This is a genomic window from Marinobacter sp. bablab_jr008, assembly GCF_016464145.1.
GTDB classification, from domain to species: Bacteria; Pseudomonadota; Gammaproteobacteria; order Pseudomonadales; family Oleiphilaceae; genus Marinobacter; species Marinobacter nauticus.
On record NZ_JACDWW010000059.1, the window covers coordinates 213,382 to 230,898 of the forward strand.

The window sequence follows — 17,517 nt, forward strand, 5'->3', positions numbered from 1 at the left end:
TCCACACTGATTTACCGGGAGAACAACAATGAAATTCACAGCCGAACACGAAGCCCTCAGAAAGACCGTCCGCGATTTTGTCGAAAAGGAAATCAATCCGCACTGCGATGAATGGGAGGAAGCCGGCGAGTTTCCCATTCACGATCTGTTCAAGAAACTCGGCAACCTGGGCCTGCTGGGCATTCAGAAGCCGGAGGAATACGGCGGCATGGGTCTGGATTACAGCTACAACCTCGTGGCTGCTGAAGAACTGGGCATGGCCAAGTGCGGCGGTGTTCCGCTAGCCGTGGGCGTACAGACCGACATGTGTACCCCCGCGATTGCGCGCTTCGGTTCCGATGAACTGAAACGGGATTTCCTGGCCCCGGCTATTGCCGGCGATATGGTGGGCTGTATCGGTGTGAGTGAAGTGGGCGCAGGCTCCGATGTGGCCGGCCTGAAAACCACGGCTAAGAAAGACGGCGATGACTACGTCATCAACGGCTCCAAGATGTGGATCACCAACTCCCCGAAAGCGGATTTCATGTGTCTGCTGGCCAACACCAGCGACGACAAACCCCACAAGAATAAAACCCTTATGATCGTGCCCATGAACACACCGGGCATCACCTTCAGCCCGCACCTGAACAAGCTGGGCATGCGCTCATCAGAAACCGCCCAGGTGTTTCTGGACGACGTGCGAATTCCCCAACGCAACCGCATCGGCGCAGAAGGCACCGGCTTTATGATGCAGATGCTGCAGTTCCAGGAGGAGCGCATGTGGGGGGCCGCCAACGTAATCAAGGCCCTGGAAAACTGTGTCACGCAGACCATTGAATACTGCCGCGAGCGCAAGACCTTTGGCCAGCCGCTCATCGACAACCAGTACATCCATTTCCGCCTGGCGGAGTTACAGACCGAAATCGAAGCGCTGCGCGCGCTGACTTATCAGGCCTGTGAGCTGCACGTTGAGGGCAAAGATGTCACCAAGCTGGCGTCGATGGCGAAACTGAAGGCCGGGCGTCTGGGTCGAGAAGTGACCGATGCTTGCCTGCAGTTCTGGGGTGGCAACGGTTACATGTGGGACAACCCCCTGTCACGGGCTTACCGCGATGTGCGGTTGGTCTCCATCGGCGGCGGTGCCGACGAAATCATGCTGGGCATCATCTGCAAGCTGATGGGCACCTTGCCTGGCAAGAAACGCGACTGAGCATTTAGTTTGGCGGAAGGCCATGAGGCGGGGTTCCCCTTCCGGGACACGCCTACAAGCACTTCCCTGTGGGCTCGTTTCGGGCCGTCCATGGCCCTCAACGGTCCCGGAAGGGGAACCCCGCCTCATGGCCCCAAACGTTTTACGTGGAGTCCTGTATGGAATACCAACTACCACAATGCGAAACCCTGATTCTCGAAAAACAGGGCCCTACCCTGTTCATCACCATCAACCGCCCGGACGTCCGCAACGCTATGAGTCTGCAGATGGTCGCTGAGTTGTCCACCATCTTCAGCGAGATCGAAAACGACATCAGCATCCGCGCCGCCGTCATCCGCGGCGCAGGTGGACATTTCTGCGCCGGCGGCGATATCAAAGACATGGCCGGCGCCCGGAGCCAGAAAGCCGGCGAAGGCCGCGATGACCCGTTCTACAAACTCAACCGCGCCTTCGGCCAGATGATCCAGCAAGTCAACGAATCCTCCAAAGTCGTCATCGCCATCACCGAAGGCGCCGTCATGGGCGGCGGCTTCGGCCTGGCCTGCGTCTCCGACCTGGCCATCGCCGGCCCGACTGCCAAATTCGGTATGCCGGAAACCACCCTCGGCGTCATCCCGGCCCAGATCGCCCCGTTCGTTGTCGAACGTATCGGCCTGACCCAGGCCCGTCGATTGGCGCTGCTAGGTTTGAGAATCGACGCAACGGAAGCCTGCACACTCGGCATCGTTCACCAGGTTGCGGAATCCGAAGAACAGCTAAGCGACATGCTGAACCAGGCTCTGGAACGGGTACGCCTGTGCGCCCCCGACGCCACGGCAGAAACCAAGGCCTTACTGCATCGGGTGGGACATGAAGCCATGGCCGGTTTACTCGATGACGCCGCTGAAAAATTCGCGGCCGCCATCCGGGGGCCGGAGGGGGCGGAAGGCACGATGGCATTTATGCAGAAGCGTGAGCCCAAGTGGGCAGAGCTCCCCAATCAATAACAACTAAATAATGTCTATTGACCGTAGTTGGGCAGACTCCGACAAGGTTCGGGGAGCGCCACTGGCAGGGTGGGCTTCCGGAAAATGTCGGAGGCCATGGATGGCCGGAGAGAAGCGCACATGGACGTGCTTGTAGCGGTTTTCCGGAAGCCCACCCTGGTGGTGGTGCGGACGAGCACCCAACCCAGGCGGCAAAGTAACCAGATAGGTAACGCGTATGCTAAAAAAACTTTTAATCGCTAACCGAGGCGAAATCGCCGTCAGGGTCATCCGTACAGCCAAGGCGCTGGGCTACCGAACCGTTGCCGTCTACTCCGAAGCCGACGCCAACGCCCTGCACGTTGAACAAGCCGACGAAGCCGTCTGCATCGGCCCGGCACAGGTTGCTGCGTCTTACCTCAACGCCGACGCCATCCTCGATGCCGCAAGGAAAACAGGCGCCGACTGCATCCACCCGGGCTACGGCTTCCTCTCCGAAAACTCCGGCTTCGCCAAAGCCGTCAAACAGGCCGGCCTCACCTTTGTAGGCCCTCCCGAAAACGCCATTGAACTCATGGGCAGCAAACGCCGCTCGAAAATCGCCATGCAGGAAGCCGGCGTGCCCGTAGTCCCTGGCTACGAGGGCAACAACGCCAGTGATGATGAACTCATCGCCGCAGCCCAGGGCATCGGCTACCCCCTCATGCTCAAAGCCTCCGCAGGTGGCGGCGGCCGGGGCATGCGCCTGGTCGAGAGCGAGAGCGAGTTGGCCGACAACATTAAGAGGGCCCGCTCAGAAGCCAAACAGGCCTTCGGTGACGACGAACTGATCATCGAAAAAGCGGTCATCGAACCCCGGCACGTAGAAATCCAGGTTTTTGCAGACCGCCATGGCAACGCCGTTTACCTGGGCGAGCGGGACTGCTCCGTCCAGCGCCGGCACCAGAAAGTGGTCGAGGAAGCGCCCTCACCTTTTGTTACCCCGGAACTGCGTAAGGCCATGGGCGAAGCTGCTGTCAAAGCAGCCCTGGCCTGCGGTTACGAGGGCGCCGGTACCGTGGAATTTCTGGTCGACAAAGACCGCAGTTTCTACTTCCTGGAAATGAATACTCGCCTGCAGGTAGAGCATCCGGTCACCGAACTGATTACCGGCCAGGATCTGGTGGCCTGGCAGTTGATGGTCTCTGAAGGCCGCCCACTACCTCTGGCCCAGGATGACATCCAACTCAATGGCCACGCCATCGAAGTACGACTTTACGCCGAAGACCCGGCCAGCGGTTTCACCCCGCAAACCGGCACCCTGCACCTGTTCACTCCGGCCGAAGGCGAAGGACTGCGGTTTGATACCGGCGTGCGCTCCGGTGACGTGGTCAGCCCCCACTACGATCCCATGCTGGCGAAAGTCATCGCCTGGGGCCAGAACCGGGACGAAGCCCGTCGCCGCCTGATCCGGGCGCTGGAAGACACCACAGTCTTTGGTGTGACCACCAACCGCCATTTCCTCAGCCGCATCATCGCCGATGACACCTTTGGTGCCGGTGAAGCCACCACGGCCTTCCTGCAGCAGGCCTTCAAGGATGATCCGTCACTGGCGCCCCAGCCGCTCACCATCCGCGAGCTGGCCCTGAGCGCCTGCGCATTGAGCCTCGGCCAATCCGCCCAGAAAGGCTGGAGTAACGCCCCCGCCACCGTCATGCCGATGAAACTTGAGGCCCGGGACGAAACCGTGGAACTGCTGGTTCGGCACAGTGGCCACAAACTGCTGGTGGCTCACGGCGAAGAACACTATGAACTGCACCTGCAAAGCCAGGAACCAGGCCTGCTGTGCATTATCGACAACGGGGTTCGTCAGCGGTGCCAATACCACCGGAGCGGAGATTCCCTATATTTGCAGGCGTTCGGCCGTTCCTGGTGCGTTCGGGATATTACGCACCAACCCGCCCAAGGTGCCCTGGGCGCCGGCAGCGGCAAGATCCAGGCCACTATGGACGGTGCCATTATTGATGTACTGGTGGCAGAGGGAGATCAGGTGGAACAGGGCCAGACCCTAGTGATTCTGGAAGCCATGAAAATGGAGCATCCGGTTAAGGCGGACCGCACGGGCACCGTTGGCCAGTTGCTCGCCCGCAAAGGAGACCAGGTCAAGCGTGGCCAACTTCTGGCAGACGTGCAAACCACTGAGGAGGCAGAATCATGAGCCGGCTACAACAGCGCACAGTGTTTATAACGGGCGGCAGCCGGGGAATCGGCCGGGCCATTGCCCTGGCCTGTGCCCGGGAAGGCGCCAACGTTGTCATTGCAGCGAAAACCGATACCCCGCATCCGAAACTACCCGGCACCATCCACACGGTCGCTGAGGAAATTCGCAATGCCGGAGGCCAGGCGCTACCGCTGGTACTGGACGTGCGGGATGAACGACAGGTCCGCCAGCGAATCGACGAAGCCGCCGGTTATTTTGGCGGTATCGATGCCCTGGTGAACAACGCCGGGGCGATACGGCTGACCGGTGTCGAAAACCTGAAAGTGAGCCGATACGACCTGATGCATCAGGTCAACGCCCGGGCCGTATTCACCTGCAGTCAGGCGGCCCTGCCCTGGCTGAAGGAATCCGGTGGCCACATTCTCAGCCTGTCGCCGCCGCTGAACCTGAATACCCGGTGGTTTTCCCAGTACGGGCCCTATACCACCACAAAATACGGAATGACCATGCTCAGCATGGGCATGGCCGAGGAGTTCCGACGCTATGGCATTGCCGTGAACTGCCTGTGGCCAAAGACTCTGATTGCCACTGCCGCCATAGAACACGAAGTGGGCGGACCTCAATTGATGGCGCAGGGACGAAAGCCGGAAATCATGGCCGATGCCGCGGTCAGCATACTGTCCCGCAGTGCGGACGAACTGACCGGGCAAGCGCTGATTGACGAGGATGTACTTCGCCAGGATGGCGTGAAGGACTTCGAACACTACCGGTATGCCGCAGGCAACAAGCCACTGCTGCCGGATCTGTTCCTGGATTAGCCGCGGAGCAATGGGTTGGTCCGCGGTTCAAAACCTACAAAGACAATGACGACTGAAACGGACGCACCATGAGCCAAGACATCGTAACCGCACGCGACATCATGCGCAGCCTGCCCACGGTTCTGAAAAAATTTCCCTTCGTGGCAAAAGGGCTTTACTACTACCGGGTAAAGGACGACAAAAAAGAGCTGACCCTTGGCAAGCTGGTGGAGCGCAACGCTGACAAACACCCCACGCGCCCTGCCATTCTCTTCGATGATCGCAGCATTACCTGGGCAGAACTGGATGCCTGGAGCAATCGAATTGCCCATTACCTGAAAGATCAGGGGCTGGTAAAGGGCGATGCCATTGCGGTAATGCTGGAAAACCGACCGGAACTACTGGCGACCGTGGTTGGCGCAGCCAAGGTCGGCGTGGCCTGCGCCATGCTGAACACCTCCCAGAAAGGCAAAGTGCTGGCCCACAGTATCAACCTGATCGAGCCGCGACTGCTGGTGGTTGGTAGCGAACTGATCGACAATGCCGAGTCGGTTCGTGGAGAGGTTCAGCTCCGGCACACGCATCCCCTGCTCTACCTGCACGACGGCAACACTCTGAACACCTTTGGTGACGCGCCGGAGGGCTACGTCAATCTGGCCTTGGAAGTCAGCCGCCGGCCCTCAACCCGCCCGGTCCTGAGCGACCCGGTAACCATGGGCGATACCGCCGTGTATCTTTACACCTCAGGCACCACCGGCCTGCCCAAGGCGGCGCCCGGTTCACATCGCAAATTTATCAAAGCCTACGGCGGCTTTGGCATGCTCTCCCTGGCCATGGAACCGGAAGACGTCCTGTATTGTACGCTGCCGCTGTATCATGGCACCGCCCTGCTGGTGTGCTGGGGCTCGGTCCTCGCCGGTGGCTCTGCCATCGCCCTGCGCCGAAAATTCTCCGCCAGCGCCTTCTGGGACGACGTCCGACGCTACAACGCCACCACCTTCGGCTACGTGGGCGAACTGTGCCGCTACCTGCTGAATCAACCTCCCGGCAGCCAGGACCGCAACCACAGCCTGACCAAAATGATCGGCAACGGCCTGCGCCCCTCCATCTGGAAAGAATTCAAGGAACGTTTTGGCATCGACAAGGTGGCTGAACTGTATGCCTCATCAGAAGGCAATATCGGCTTCAGCAACTTTTTCAACATGGACAACACCGTGGGCTTCTCCACCGCGCCCTACAAACTAGTTAAGTACCACGAAGGCACCCGGGACCCGATCCGCAACGACAAGGGCCGTCTGGAGGAAGTAGAAAAAGGCCAGCCTGGCCTGTTGATCGGGGAGATCAACAAGAAGTGGGCATTCGAGGGCTACACCCAGAAGGAAGCCACCGAGAAATCCATCCTGCGCGATGGTTTCAAGAAAGGCGATGCCTGGTTCAATACCGGTGATGTATTAAAAGAAATCGGCTGCCGTCACCTGCAGTTTGTCGATCGCATGGGCGACACCTTCCGCTGGAAGGGAGAGAACGTATCGACGACGGAGGTGGAAAATATCATTGATGGCTCCGGCATGGTGGAGGAAGCCATTGTGTACGGGGTCGAGATTCCCAAAACCAACGGCAAGGCGGGCATGGTAACGCTGGTGCCTCAGTCCAATGGTTCGGCCTTCGATATCAACAAGCTGTTTGACTATCTGCAGGAGAATCTGCCGGCCTATGCGGTGCCGGTGTTTGTGCGGGTGACCAATGCCATCGAGAAGACGGGGACGTTCAAGTACCGGAAGGTGGACATCCAGAAGCTCGGCTATTCGCTGGAGCGGTCAGAAGACGATGTTTACGCCTGGCTGCCCGGTTCGTCCGGTTATACGTTGCTGACTCCGGAGCTAGTCTCGGATATTGATTCGGGGGATGTTCGGTTTTGATCCTGACTTTTGGAGAGGGGCCTCACAACCTAGCCTGCAACGCTTGGTGACAGTGAGTACGGGGTGCCCCTCCCAAAAACCGCTACAAGCACATCCATGTGCGCTTCTCTCCGGCCATCCATGGCCTCCGACATTTTTGGGAGGGGCACCCCGCACTCACTTCCGAGCCAAGGAGTGATAGTCAGTTTACTGAAAAACCTAGCTTTTCTCCCTGACTATTACTGTGAAGCTGACCGGCCGTGATGGGGAACGCTTCCAAAAAATTTTGAGGGCCATGGATGGCCCGAAATAAGCGCACATGGATGTGCTTGTAGCGGTTTTTTGGAAGCGTTCCCCAGCGCGGCCCACACCGAAACCTAAAGGCTAGGAGGGAGGCTATCCCTCAGGCTCCAAGAACTATTCTTCAACCCGCAAAACGATCTTGCCAGTGGCCCGACGCCCCGTGAGTGCCCCAAGCGCAGCCGCATATTCCTCGAACGGGAACACTTCGCTGACCTTGGGATCGATCTTGCCGTCGGCATACATCTGCAACAGCTCCATCATGTTCTGGGCGCTGGTCTGCGGCTCGCGCTGGGTGAAGCTACCCCAGAACACGCCTACCACGGAACAACCCTTGAGCAGCGTCAGGTTCGCAGGAATCTTGGGGATATCCCCTGCAGCAAAGCCGATCACCAGGTGGCGGCCGTTCCAGCCCATGGTGCGCAGGGCCTGTTCGGTGAAATCTCCGCCGACCGGGTCGTAGATCACATCCACACCTTTACCCTTGGTCAGTTTCTTCACCGCATCTTTCAGCGATTCCTCGGTGTAGTTCACCAGTTCATCAGCACCGGCCTCCCTGACCACCGCGAGTTTTTCAGCAGAGCTGGCCGCCGCGATCACTTTCGCGCCCATAGCCTTGCCCAGCTCCACCGCCGCCAGGCCGACGCCGCCGCTGGCCCCGAGTACCAGCAGGGTTTCGCCGGGCTGCAGGTTGCCTCGCTGTTTCAGCGCATAATAGGAGGTGCCATACACCATCATGAAAGCCGCTGCTTTCTCATCGGACATAGAGTCCGGAATTGGCAACAGGTTGGATTCCGGAGCAACCACTTCTTCGGCAAACGCACCCCAGCCGGTCAGGGCGGCTACCCGGTCTCCGGGTTTGAAACGGCTGACTTTTTCGCCCACTTCAAGCACTTCACCGGACAATTCGCCACCGGGGGAAAACGGCATGGGCGGCTGGAACTGGTATTTGCCCTGAATGATCAGGGTGTCCGGGAAGTTCAGGCCTGCAGCCTTGACCCGGATTTTTACGCCGCTGCCTTTTACGTCCGGGCTGGCAATGTCTTCGATGACCAGATTCTCTGCCGGGCCATAGTCTTTGCACAGAATGGCTTTCATGGTTGCTCCTGGGCTGTCTGTCTTACCCTGATGGCGTCAGGGCGGGTCTGATTTGACGTTGTAATTGACCAGGATCAAGCTAAACGCACAGAGCCCGTGAAGCAAATCAAGGCTGCTTATTCATGGCAATAAGCCCGGCTGATAAGCCGACGGATTCAGAACAGTACAGCGCCCGCTACCACGGCGACGATGATCATCACACCGGCGGCCAGACGCATCAGGGCCATATTGCAGTACTCCGGATCAATCAAACGGGAAACAAGGCAGTGATACGCGTAACTGTCGCGTAACAGATCACATTGGCTGAATCGGCCATCAACGCCTGAAGATGAATCCCGGGACGAATTCCGCTATTCTTCCAGCCTTTCACCCACGCCCCGGACCGAATTTCGTCAGATCAGAGCTGCCCCATGTTTGACATCATCTATACTCTTGAAATGATTGGCGTTGTGGCGTTTGCCATTTCCGGCATGATCGTCGCCCGGTCCAAAAACATGGATCCGGTGGGTGTTTTTGCCATCGGTTTTATTACCGCTCTGGGTGGCGGCACATTGCGGGATCTGATCATGGACAATCACCCGCTGTACTGGATCAAGCACCAGGAGCAGCCGATCATGATCCTGGCCATGGCAATCGTGTTCAGCTACTGGAGCCGGGCCCATTCCCTGAAAGAATCGAGAATCGTGTTCCCGGACGCCATCGGCCTTGGCATTTTTTCCATTCTCGGTGCGCAACTGGCTCTCGATCTGGGCCACTCCTGGTTTATCGCTTCCATGCTGGGTGTAATGACAGGCTGCTTCGGCGGCGCCCTGCGTGACACCCTGTGCAACGAAGTTCCCTTTATTTTCCGCAAGGACCAGATCTACGCCTCTATCGCCTTCGCCGGTTGCTGGCTGTACTTTGTGTGCCAGTGGTTGCTGGAGAGCGAATCCATGGCGCTGACTATTGGCCTGCTGTTTATCGTGATTGTTCGCATGCTCGCGGTGCGCTTTGATATCCGCCTGCAACGAGACCAGATGCTGAACTGAACTCTGAATCATCCCTTGGCGTGAGGCGCCTGAGCCGGTAACATTGCCGTTTTTTCACCCAATTCACGTTTTCCGCACGCAAACTGACTTTCAAACTCCCTAATCCAGGCATTCTAGAGGCAGACCCAAGTCATGCTTGAACGACTGTTCCAACTCCAGGCCCACGGCACCACTGTCCGTAAAGAAGTGGTAGCTGGCATTACCACCTTCCTGACCATGGCCTACATCATCGTGGTCAACCCCAGCATCCTGTCGTCCACCGGCATGGATTTCGGAGCCGTTTTCGTGGCCACCTGTCTGGCCGCAACCATCGGTACGCTGATTATGGGCCTCTGGGCAAACTATCCAATTGCCCTGGCCCCCGGCATGGGCCTGAACGCCTTTTTCTCGTTCACGGTCGTCGGCAGTATGGGATACAGCTGGGAAGTGGCGCTGGGCGCTGTCTTTCTCTCCGGGTTTATTTTCTTCATTCTGAGTGTGGTCAAGATCCGGGAATGGATCATCAACAGCATTCCGATGTCCTTACGCTTTGGCATTTCCGCCGGCATCGGATTCTTTCTTGCTCTGATCGCACTGAAAAACGCCGGCATCGTGGTAGATAACCCTGCGACCCTTGTGGGTCTGGGCGACATTAAAGTGGCTGAGAGCCTGCTGTTCTTCGCAGGATTCGTACTGATCTGTGCACTTTCATTCCGCAGAATCACCGGCGCCGTAATGATCGGCATCCTTGCTGTTACCGTGGCCGCCATGATGCTTGGCATGGTGGAATACAAAGGTTTTGTGTCTGCCCCACCCAGCCTTGCCCCCACCTTTATGCAACTTGATCTGGCCGGCGCACTGAATGTTGGCATGATCAGCATTATCTTTGCCTTTCTGTTCGTGGATCTTTTCGATACCTCCGGCACCCTGATCGGAGCAGCCCAGCGTGGTGGATTGCTGGATAAAGATGGCAAGCTGCCCCGTCTCGGACGAGCTCTGATGTCGGATTCCGTCGCAACCATGTCAGGCGCAGCCCTGGGTACCTCAACCACCACCAGCTATATCGAATCAACCGCTGGCATTTCCGCCGGTGGTCGCACAGGACTGACGGCGGTTGTCGTCGCCCTGCTTTTCCTCGCCTGTTTGCTGCTGTCACCGATCGCGAGCATCATCCCTGCCTATGCGACCGCACCGGCCCTGTTCTACGTCGCCGTGCTGATGGCAAGCGGCCTCAAACTGATCGATTGGGATGACATCACCGACGCCGCACCAGCGATCGTCACAGCACTGACCATGCCGCTGACCTTCTCTATTGCAAACGGCATTGCCCTGGGTTTCATCACCTACGCCGTGATCAAGGCGTTGTCTGGCCGCTGGTCCGATCTTAACGCCAGTGTCGTTACCATTGCCGTTGTATTTGTTCTGAAATTCATGTTCCTGGACGCCGCCTGAGCGGCGCCCAGAGTAATCACCGGATCCGCCCATGGACTATTTTTCCGAGAGCATCAAGAAAGCCATCCGCACTGTGCCGGACTGGCCCAAACCCGGCGTCTCCTTCCGGGACATCACCACGGTCCTTCAGGACAAAACGGCATTTCGTAAACTGATCGATGCCTTTGTCCATCGCTACCATGGCCAGCACATTGATGCGGTTGCCGCCGTCGATGCCCGGGGCTTCATTATTGGCTCGGCGCTGGCCTACGAGCTGAATGCCTCTCTGGTACTCGTGCGCAAGAAGGGCAAACTGCCCTTCGACACCCTGGTGGAAGACTACGAACTGGAATACGGCACGGCTTCCGTCGAGCTACACGAAGACGCTTTCAAACCCGGCGACAAGGTCATCCTGGTGGACGATCTGATTGCCACTGGCGGCACCATGCTGGCCGCAACCCGTCTGATCCGCCGTATCGGTGCTGAAATCGTAGAGGTCGCAGCCATGATTGATCTGCCGGATCTGGGTGGCTCACGCAAGCTGCAGGAAGAAGGTCTGCAGGTTTATACTGTCTGCTCATTCGAAGGAGACTGAGCGGAGGCGCCACCATGGGCGATTATCAGCATCACTGGAAAGATGGAACACCGGTTCATCTTCCCCTTGGCAAAATCGTTTGTGTGGGGCGCAACTACGCCGAACACGCCCGGGAGCTGAACAACCCGGTACCGGAAGAACCGCTGCTGTTTATCAAACCCTCCACCGCAGCGGTTCATATCACCCGCCCGCTGGTCTACCCCAGAGGCCAGGGTGCGGTGCACTTTGAAACCGAACTGGCCGTACTTATCGGCCGCCCCCTGACCAATGCCTCCGCCAGCGAAGTGGAAAGTGCCATTCTCGGTTATGGCCTGGCCCTGGACCTCACCTTGCGGGACGTGCAAAGCAGCCTGAAAGAAAAGGGACACCCCTGGGAGCGCGCAAAGGCCTTCGACGGCGCCTGCCCGCTTTCACCATTCGTTGCCGCCGACCAACTTGCCAAGGGCAACCTGAGCTTCACACTGGATATCGACGGCCAGCGCCAGCAGACCGGGGATACCGGCGACATGCTGAACCCGATCGTGCCCCTGATTGCTCATATGAGCACCCAGTTCACCCTGTTACCCGGCGATGTGGTGCTGACTGGCACGCCCAAAGGCGTTGGCCCGCTTGTCAGCGGCCAGACTCTGTCCCTGGAGCTGGAAGATGTGTTATTTGTGGAGACCACAGTGGTCTGAACGCAACACGGATACGGATATTCAGACGAGCTGCAAACTTCCCGTAGAACAGGCACTACCATGGTCAGGAAACCCGTTACTTCACGCACAGGACGCTTCTTCAAACTCGCAGGCATGACCGCCACGGTGGCGGGCCAGTACGCCGGCCAGAGAGCGCGGCGCATGTTCCGCACCGAAAATGACGAAGGCGCCCAGAGCGAAAGCTACACCCGGATGGCCGGGCACATTGCCGATACCCTGGGGGAGCTCAAGGGGGCGGTGATGAAGGTGGGGCAGATAGCCTCCCAGACCCAGGACTTCCTGCCCAAAGAATTCTCGGACGCGCTGGAAAAACTCCAGAAAGAAGCACCACCGATGCCATTCGAGGTGATTCTGGAACAAGTCGAAAGTGAGCTGGGCAAGCCGGTTGGCGAGCTGTTTGAATACCTGCAGGAAACACCCTACGCCTCTGCCTCCATCGGCCAGGTACACCGCGCCCGCCTGCACGATGGCACGGATGTGATCGTGAAAGTGCAATACCCCGGCGTGGATGAATCCTGCGACTCCGACCTCAAACAGCTACGACTGGCCCTGAAGCTCGGCGGCCTGCTGAAAATGCCCAAGGAGACGGTTGACCAGCTGTTCGGCGAAATCCGGGTGCGACTGAAGGAAGAGCTGGATTACGAGAACGAGGCGCGAAACCTCAAGCTGTTCCACGAATTCCACAATGATCAGCCGTGGGTGATCATCCCGGAGGTGGTCGACAGCCATTCAACCCGTCGGGTCCTGACCCTGGGGCTGGTGGAGGGCGACCACGTCAGCAAGGTCACACCGGAACACTACTCCCAGGAAACCCTCAACCTGATTGGCCACCGGATTTTCACGATCATGGCCGATCAGCTGTTCCGGTTCCAGTGCATTCACGGCGACCCTCACGCGGGCAATTTCGCCTACCGGCCGGATGGCACCATTATCATGTATGACTTCGGCTGCGTGAAGAAACTCAAACCGGAGATTGTCGAAGCCTACCGCAAAGCCTTGATCGCAGCGCTGGATGAGGACTACCAGGCCCTGGACCAGTACCTGATCGACCTGGGCGCTCGCGTGGACAGCCAACCGGCGGTCGATGAAGCCTATTACGCCATGTGGAGGGATATCCTGATCATCCCGTTCCTGAACGATGAGCCCTACGACTTCGCCGAGGCCGATATCCATAAACACGTGGCCGCAAAAACCAGCACGGTGTTCAAATACCTGGATTACTTCAAACCACCGGTCGAGAGTATTTTCATAGACCGGATGATTGCGGGGCATTACTGGATGCTAAAACGCTTAGGTGTTCAGGCCGCATTCAGAAGTGAACTGGAGAAATACCTCCGAGGCTAACGCCAAGTTCACAAATAACGCGAAACCCACTCCCGCACCCCTTCCGAGGCCCCTTTGCGAATCACCCGTGCCCGGGAGACGGACGCAGGTTCGCCAGGATCAATCACCGTGATGGGCACATCAATGTCCACCTCGTAGACCAGCCCTGCCGCCGGATATACCTGCAGCGACGTACCCACAATCAGCAACTGATCTGCGGTGCGCACCACCTCTGCCGCCGCATCCAGCATCGGGACTTCTTCGCCGAACCAGACGATATGGGGCCGAAGCTGGGCACCGCGATCACAGGTATCCCCGGGATTGATGTCGTTGTAGCCGATGTCGTAAATGAGGTCCGGATAGGCGGAACTGCGGGCCTTGGTGAGTTCACCGTGCAGGTGCAGCACATTGCTCGAACCGCCGCGCTCATGCAGGTCGTCCACATTCTGGGTGACCACGGTCACCTGAAAACGGCTTTCCAGCTCCGCCAGCAAGCGGTGCGCAGGATTGGGCTGGACGGTTTGAAGTTGCCGCCTGCGCTCGTTATAGAACCTCAGCACCAGATCCCGGTTGCGCTCGAACGCCTCCGGCGTGGCCACATCGTACACACTGTGCTGCTCCCACAGCCCACCGTTGTCCCGGAAGGTGGAGAGGCCGCTTTCGGCGCTGATTCCAGCGCCGGTGAGTACAACAATGTGCTCTTGCATCAGTCGAAGATCTTGCCCGGGTTCATGATGTTATTGGGATCGAACACCTGCTTGATACCGCGCAGGTAGGCAATTTCCGCCTCGCTGCGGGTGTACTGCAGGTAGGGTTTCTTGGTCATGCCCACACCGTGCTCAGCAGAGACACTGCCCTGATAACGCTCGACAATTTCAAATACCCACTTGTTCACCTGCTGGCATTTTTCGAAGAAATCTTCCTTCGCCATGTCCTCCGGTTTGAGGATGTTCAGGTGAAGGTTGCCGTCACCAATGTGGCCGAACCAGATGATCTCGAAGTCCGGGTAGTGTTCGGTAACCACGTTGTCGATTTCCTGGAGGAAGCCCGGCACCTTGGAAACCACCACCGAAATATCGTTCTTGTAGGGAATTCGCGGCGCGATGGATTCGGAAATCCGCTCACGCAGTTGCCAAAGGTTCTGTGCCTGGGTTTCACTCTGGCTGATGACGCCATCCAGCACCCAGCCTTCTTCCACACACTGCTCAAACAGTGCCATGGCATCGTCCATCACCTGATCAGAAACAGCCTCGAACTCCAGCAACGCATAATATGGCGCCTCGGTCTCGAACGGTGCCTGAACCTGGCCGTGGGCCAGTACATGCCCCATGGCCTGGTGAGAGAAAAACTCGTAGGCGGTCAGATCCAGTTTTTTCTGGAAAGCCTGCAAGACATCCATGGTGTTGGTGAGGTCATTCAGGCCCAGCACCAGCACGGTCAGGTCGTCCGGCTTGCGGGTAAGCTTCATGGTGGCTTCGGTAATGAAACCCAGGGTGCCCTCGGCACCGATGAACAGATGTCGCAGATCGTAGCCGGTGTTGTTCTTGGCCAGATCCTTGTTCAGATCCAGCACATCACCTTTACCGGTCACCACTTTCAGTCCGGCAACCCAGTCCCGGCTCATGCCCCAGCGAATGACCTTGATGCCGCCGGCATTGGTGGACAGGTTGCCACCGAGCTGGCTCGACCCGGCGGAGGCAAAATCCACCGGATAGTACAGGCCGTTTTCCTCGGCGAAGGTCTGCAGTTGCTCGGTCACCACCCCGGCCTGGCAACGTACGGTGCGATCACTGGCGTTGAAATCCAGAATCTGGTTCATGTTGTCGAACGCTACCACCACCTCGCCATTGGCGGCCACGGCGCCTGCACTCAGGCCGGTACGTCCGCCCGAAGGTACCAGAGCCACCTGATTGTCATTGGCAAACTTCACCAGCGCCTGCACCTGCTCCGTGGTTTTCGGCAGGACAATGGCCAGCGGCTTGGGCGGGTAGATTTTGGTCCAGTCCTTGCCGTAATTGTCCAGATCCGCAGGATCGGTGAGAACCTTGCCCGGGTTTTCGGAGGTGGCAACCAGCTCTTTAAGGGAAGCGATGATCTGTTCGGAACTCATGGATGTGTCAGTCTCTTCGAAGTTGGGCCAGGGCCTGTTCAGAGATCACTCACAAAGAATTGATTCAGGCAAACCGGCGCGCTGTGAAAATCTGCGTTTATGGTATCATACCGCCCCTGTTCTGTGAGCCAGGCCGACGATCCCTGGCTGCAGGTCATTTCACGTGACGAAAGGTTCGGAAGCAAGCCCATGTCAAATACGTCTCTCGAAAAGAGCAAAATCCGGATCCTGCTGCTGGAAGGCGTGCATCAATCTGCCATTGATACCCTGAATGCCGCGGGTTACACCAATATCGAGTATCTGACCCATTCATTGGGTGAGGAAGAGCTGATCGAGAAGATTGCCGATGCGCACTTCGTTGGTATCCGCTCTCGCACCCAGTTGACCGAGAAAGTATTTGAAGCCGCCAGGAAGCTGGTGGCTGTGGGCTGCTTCTGTATCGGCACCAACCAGGTTGACCTGCAGGCCGCGACCCGCCGTGGCGTGGCCGTGTTCAACGCGCCTTTCTCCAACACCCGTTCCGTGGCAGAACTGGTTCTGGCCCAGGCCATCCTGCTGCTGCGCGGCGTGCCGGAAAAGAACGCCAAAGCCCACCGTGGCGAGTGGCTGAAATCGGCCAAGAACAGCTACGAGATTCGTGGCAAGAAGCTTGGCATCATCGGTTACGGCAACATCGGCACCCAGTTCAGCGTGCTGGCCGAAAGCCTGGGAATGGACGTCTATTTCTACGACGTGGTTTCCAAACTGCCGATTGGTAACGCCACGCAAGTGGGCACGCTACAGGAACTGCTGAACATTTCCGATGTGGTTTCCCTGCACGTACCGGAGACTCCGGCAACCAAATACATGTTCAAGGCCGAGCAGTTTGCCCAGATGAAGCCGGGCAGCATTCTGATGAACGCTTCCCGCGGTACCGTGGTGGATATCGACGCCCTGGCCGATGCGCTGAGCTCCGGTAAACTGCTGGGCGCGGCCATCGACGTATTCCCGGTGGAGCCCAAGTCCAACGACGAAGAATTTGTCTCGCCACTGCGAGAGTTCGACAACTGCATCCTGACTCCGCACGTGGGTGGCTCAACCATTGAAGCCCAGGAAAACATCGGGCGCGAAGTGGCCGAGAAGCTGGCCATGTACAGCGACAACGGCACCTCCGTTTCTTCGGTGAACTTCCCGGAAGTGGCGCTGCCGTCGCACCCGAACCAGCACCGCCTGCTGCACATTCACGAGAACGTGCCGGGCGTAATGTCGGAAATCAACCAGGTGTTCTCCGAAAACGGCATCAACGTCTGTGGCCAGTACCTGCAAACCAAGGAAGATATTGGTTATGTGGTGGTCGATGTGGACAAGGCCTACGGTGAGCTGGCGCTGGAAAAGCTCCGCCAGGTAAAAGGCACTATTCGCTGCCGCGTACTGTTCTGACAGACAGCTGCCTTCAAGAACCGGAGCATCCCCCTGGGAGCTCCGGTTTTTTTATGCCATTTCGGGCCACAACGCCGCATTTCAACAAAACTTCATGCTGCCGCCCTTGAGATTCGGCCATACGTAGCCATGCTGAAAAGTACCAGTCATTCAAACCGGGCCGGAACAGGCCCAGCATGGAGGTAATTATGTCCTTGAAGGAATCTCTGCAGAAGAAACTGGAAACTCAGACCGAGTACTGGAGCAAACAGATCGACAGCCTGCGTGCCGAAGCCGACGAAAAGATGGCCAAGGCAAAGGATGACCAAGCGGAAGCCGAAATTCAGAGAGAGTTTTCAGAGCGCATTCAGGCCGTTGAAGACCACATCGAGACTGCCCGAAGCAAACTGGGCGAACTCAAGGACTCCGGCGAAGACCAGCTGGACGATCTGAAGAAGCGAATCGACGAATGGCTGCCGAGCAACACCAACTGATTGCTCCTGCCATA

Annotated in this window: 15 protein-coding genes; 12 read left to right on the forward strand and 3 right to left on the reverse strand. The window is 58.0% G+C overall.

Annotation, left to right across the window (positions count from 1 at the left end; all coding sequences use genetic code 11):
- Nucleotides 1-28: 28 nt before the first annotated feature.
- From atuD to JIF53_RS09580, 5 genes are all read left to right on the forward strand, one after another.
- Entirely contained in the window at nt 29-1,189 is a 1,161-nt protein-coding gene (gene atuD / locus JIF53_RS09560) for a citronellyl-CoA dehydrogenase (RefSeq protein ID WP_014422173.1), read from the forward strand.
- 158 nt (nt 1,190-1,347) lie between these two features.
- Complete coding sequence (locus tag JIF53_RS09565) at nt 1,348-2,175, forward strand: enoyl-CoA hydratase/isomerase family protein (protein WP_199452360.1); 828 nt, start codon at nt 1,348-1,350, stop codon at nt 2,173-2,175.
- Nucleotides 2,176-2,392: 217 nt separating this feature from the next.
- Entirely contained in the window at nt 2,393-4,351 is a 1,959-nt protein-coding gene (locus JIF53_RS09570; RefSeq protein WP_199452361.1) for an acetyl/propionyl/methylcrotonyl-CoA carboxylase subunit alpha, read from the forward strand.
- On the forward strand, nt 4,348-5,172 hold the full coding sequence (locus JIF53_RS09575) for an SDR family oxidoreductase (protein WP_199452362.1): 825 nt from the start codon (nt 4,348-4,350) through the stop codon (nt 5,170-5,172). Before JIF53_RS09570 ends, JIF53_RS09575 begins: the two co-directional genes overlap by 4 nt.
- 68 nt (nt 5,173-5,240) lie before the next feature.
- Nucleotides 5,241-7,070: a long-chain-acyl-CoA synthetase gene (locus JIF53_RS09580; RefSeq protein WP_199452363.1), complete on the forward strand. Its 1,830-nt coding sequence runs from the start codon at nt 5,241-5,243 to the stop codon at nt 7,068-7,070.
- 396 nt (nt 7,071-7,466) lie between these two features.
- Here the strand turns inward: JIF53_RS09580 and JIF53_RS09585 are convergent, their stop codons facing one another.
- Nucleotides 7,467-8,447 (reverse strand): NADPH:quinone oxidoreductase family protein, encoded by a 981-nt coding sequence (locus tag JIF53_RS09585; RefSeq protein ID WP_199452364.1) that lies wholly within the window; start codon nt 8,445-8,447, stop codon nt 7,467-7,469.
- 410 nt (nt 8,448-8,857) lie between these two features.
- On the opposite strand from JIF53_RS09585, the gene JIF53_RS09590 reads away from it, so the two are divergent.
- The 5 genes from JIF53_RS09590 (at nt 8,858) to JIF53_RS09610 (ending at nt 13,522) form a co-directional block, all read left to right on the forward strand.
- Nucleotides 8,858-9,475 (forward strand): trimeric intracellular cation channel family protein, encoded by a 618-nt coding sequence (locus JIF53_RS09590; protein ID WP_011786256.1) that lies wholly within the window; start codon nt 8,858-8,860, stop codon nt 9,473-9,475.
- 132 nt (nt 9,476-9,607) lie between these two features.
- The gene (locus tag JIF53_RS09595; RefSeq protein ID WP_011786257.1) at nt 9,608-10,906 is read left to right on the forward strand and encodes an NCS2 family permease; all 1,299 of its coding nucleotides are present in this window, start codon (nt 9,608-9,610) and stop codon (nt 10,904-10,906) included.
- 31 nt (nt 10,907-10,937) lie between these two features.
- Nucleotides 10,938-11,480: an adenine phosphoribosyltransferase gene (locus tag JIF53_RS09600; protein WP_011786258.1), complete on the forward strand. Its 543-nt coding sequence runs from the start codon at nt 10,938-10,940 to the stop codon at nt 11,478-11,480.
- A 14-nt stretch (nt 11,481-11,494) separates the two neighbouring features.
- Nucleotides 11,495-12,157, forward strand: a complete 663-nt coding sequence (locus JIF53_RS09605; protein WP_199452365.1) for a fumarylacetoacetate hydrolase family protein — start codon at nt 11,495-11,497, stop codon at nt 12,155-12,157.
- Nucleotides 12,158-12,217: 60 nt separating this feature from the next.
- On the forward strand, nt 12,218-13,522 hold the full coding sequence (locus JIF53_RS09610) for an ABC1 kinase family protein (RefSeq protein WP_199452366.1): 1,305 nt from the start codon (nt 12,218-12,220) through the stop codon (nt 13,520-13,522).
- An 8-nt stretch (nt 13,523-13,530) separates the two neighbouring features.
- On the opposite strand, the gene JIF53_RS09615 is transcribed toward JIF53_RS09610, so the two are convergent.
- A complete protein-coding gene (locus JIF53_RS09615; protein WP_011786261.1) occupies nt 13,531-14,208 on the reverse strand; it encodes an SIR2 family NAD-dependent protein deacylase in 678 nt (225 codons plus the stop codon).
- Nucleotides 14,208-15,611, reverse strand: coding sequence for an FAD-binding oxidoreductase (locus tag JIF53_RS09620; RefSeq protein ID WP_014422184.1), 1,404 nt, complete (start codon nt 15,609-15,611; stop codon nt 14,208-14,210). The genes JIF53_RS09615 and JIF53_RS09620 overlap by 1 nt, the downstream gene beginning before the upstream one ends.
- A 189-nt stretch (nt 15,612-15,800) precedes the next feature.
- Between JIF53_RS09620 and serA the strand changes: the two genes are divergently transcribed.
- Nucleotides 15,801-17,030, forward strand: coding sequence for a phosphoglycerate dehydrogenase (serA, locus tag JIF53_RS09625; RefSeq protein WP_011786263.1), 1,230 nt, complete (start codon nt 15,801-15,803; stop codon nt 17,028-17,030).
- A 188-nt stretch (nt 17,031-17,218) separates the two neighbouring features.
- Complete coding sequence (locus JIF53_RS09630; RefSeq protein WP_153741028.1) at nt 17,219-17,503, forward strand: hypothetical protein; 285 nt, start codon at nt 17,219-17,221, stop codon at nt 17,501-17,503.
- Nucleotides 17,504-17,517 lie beyond the last annotated feature (14 nt).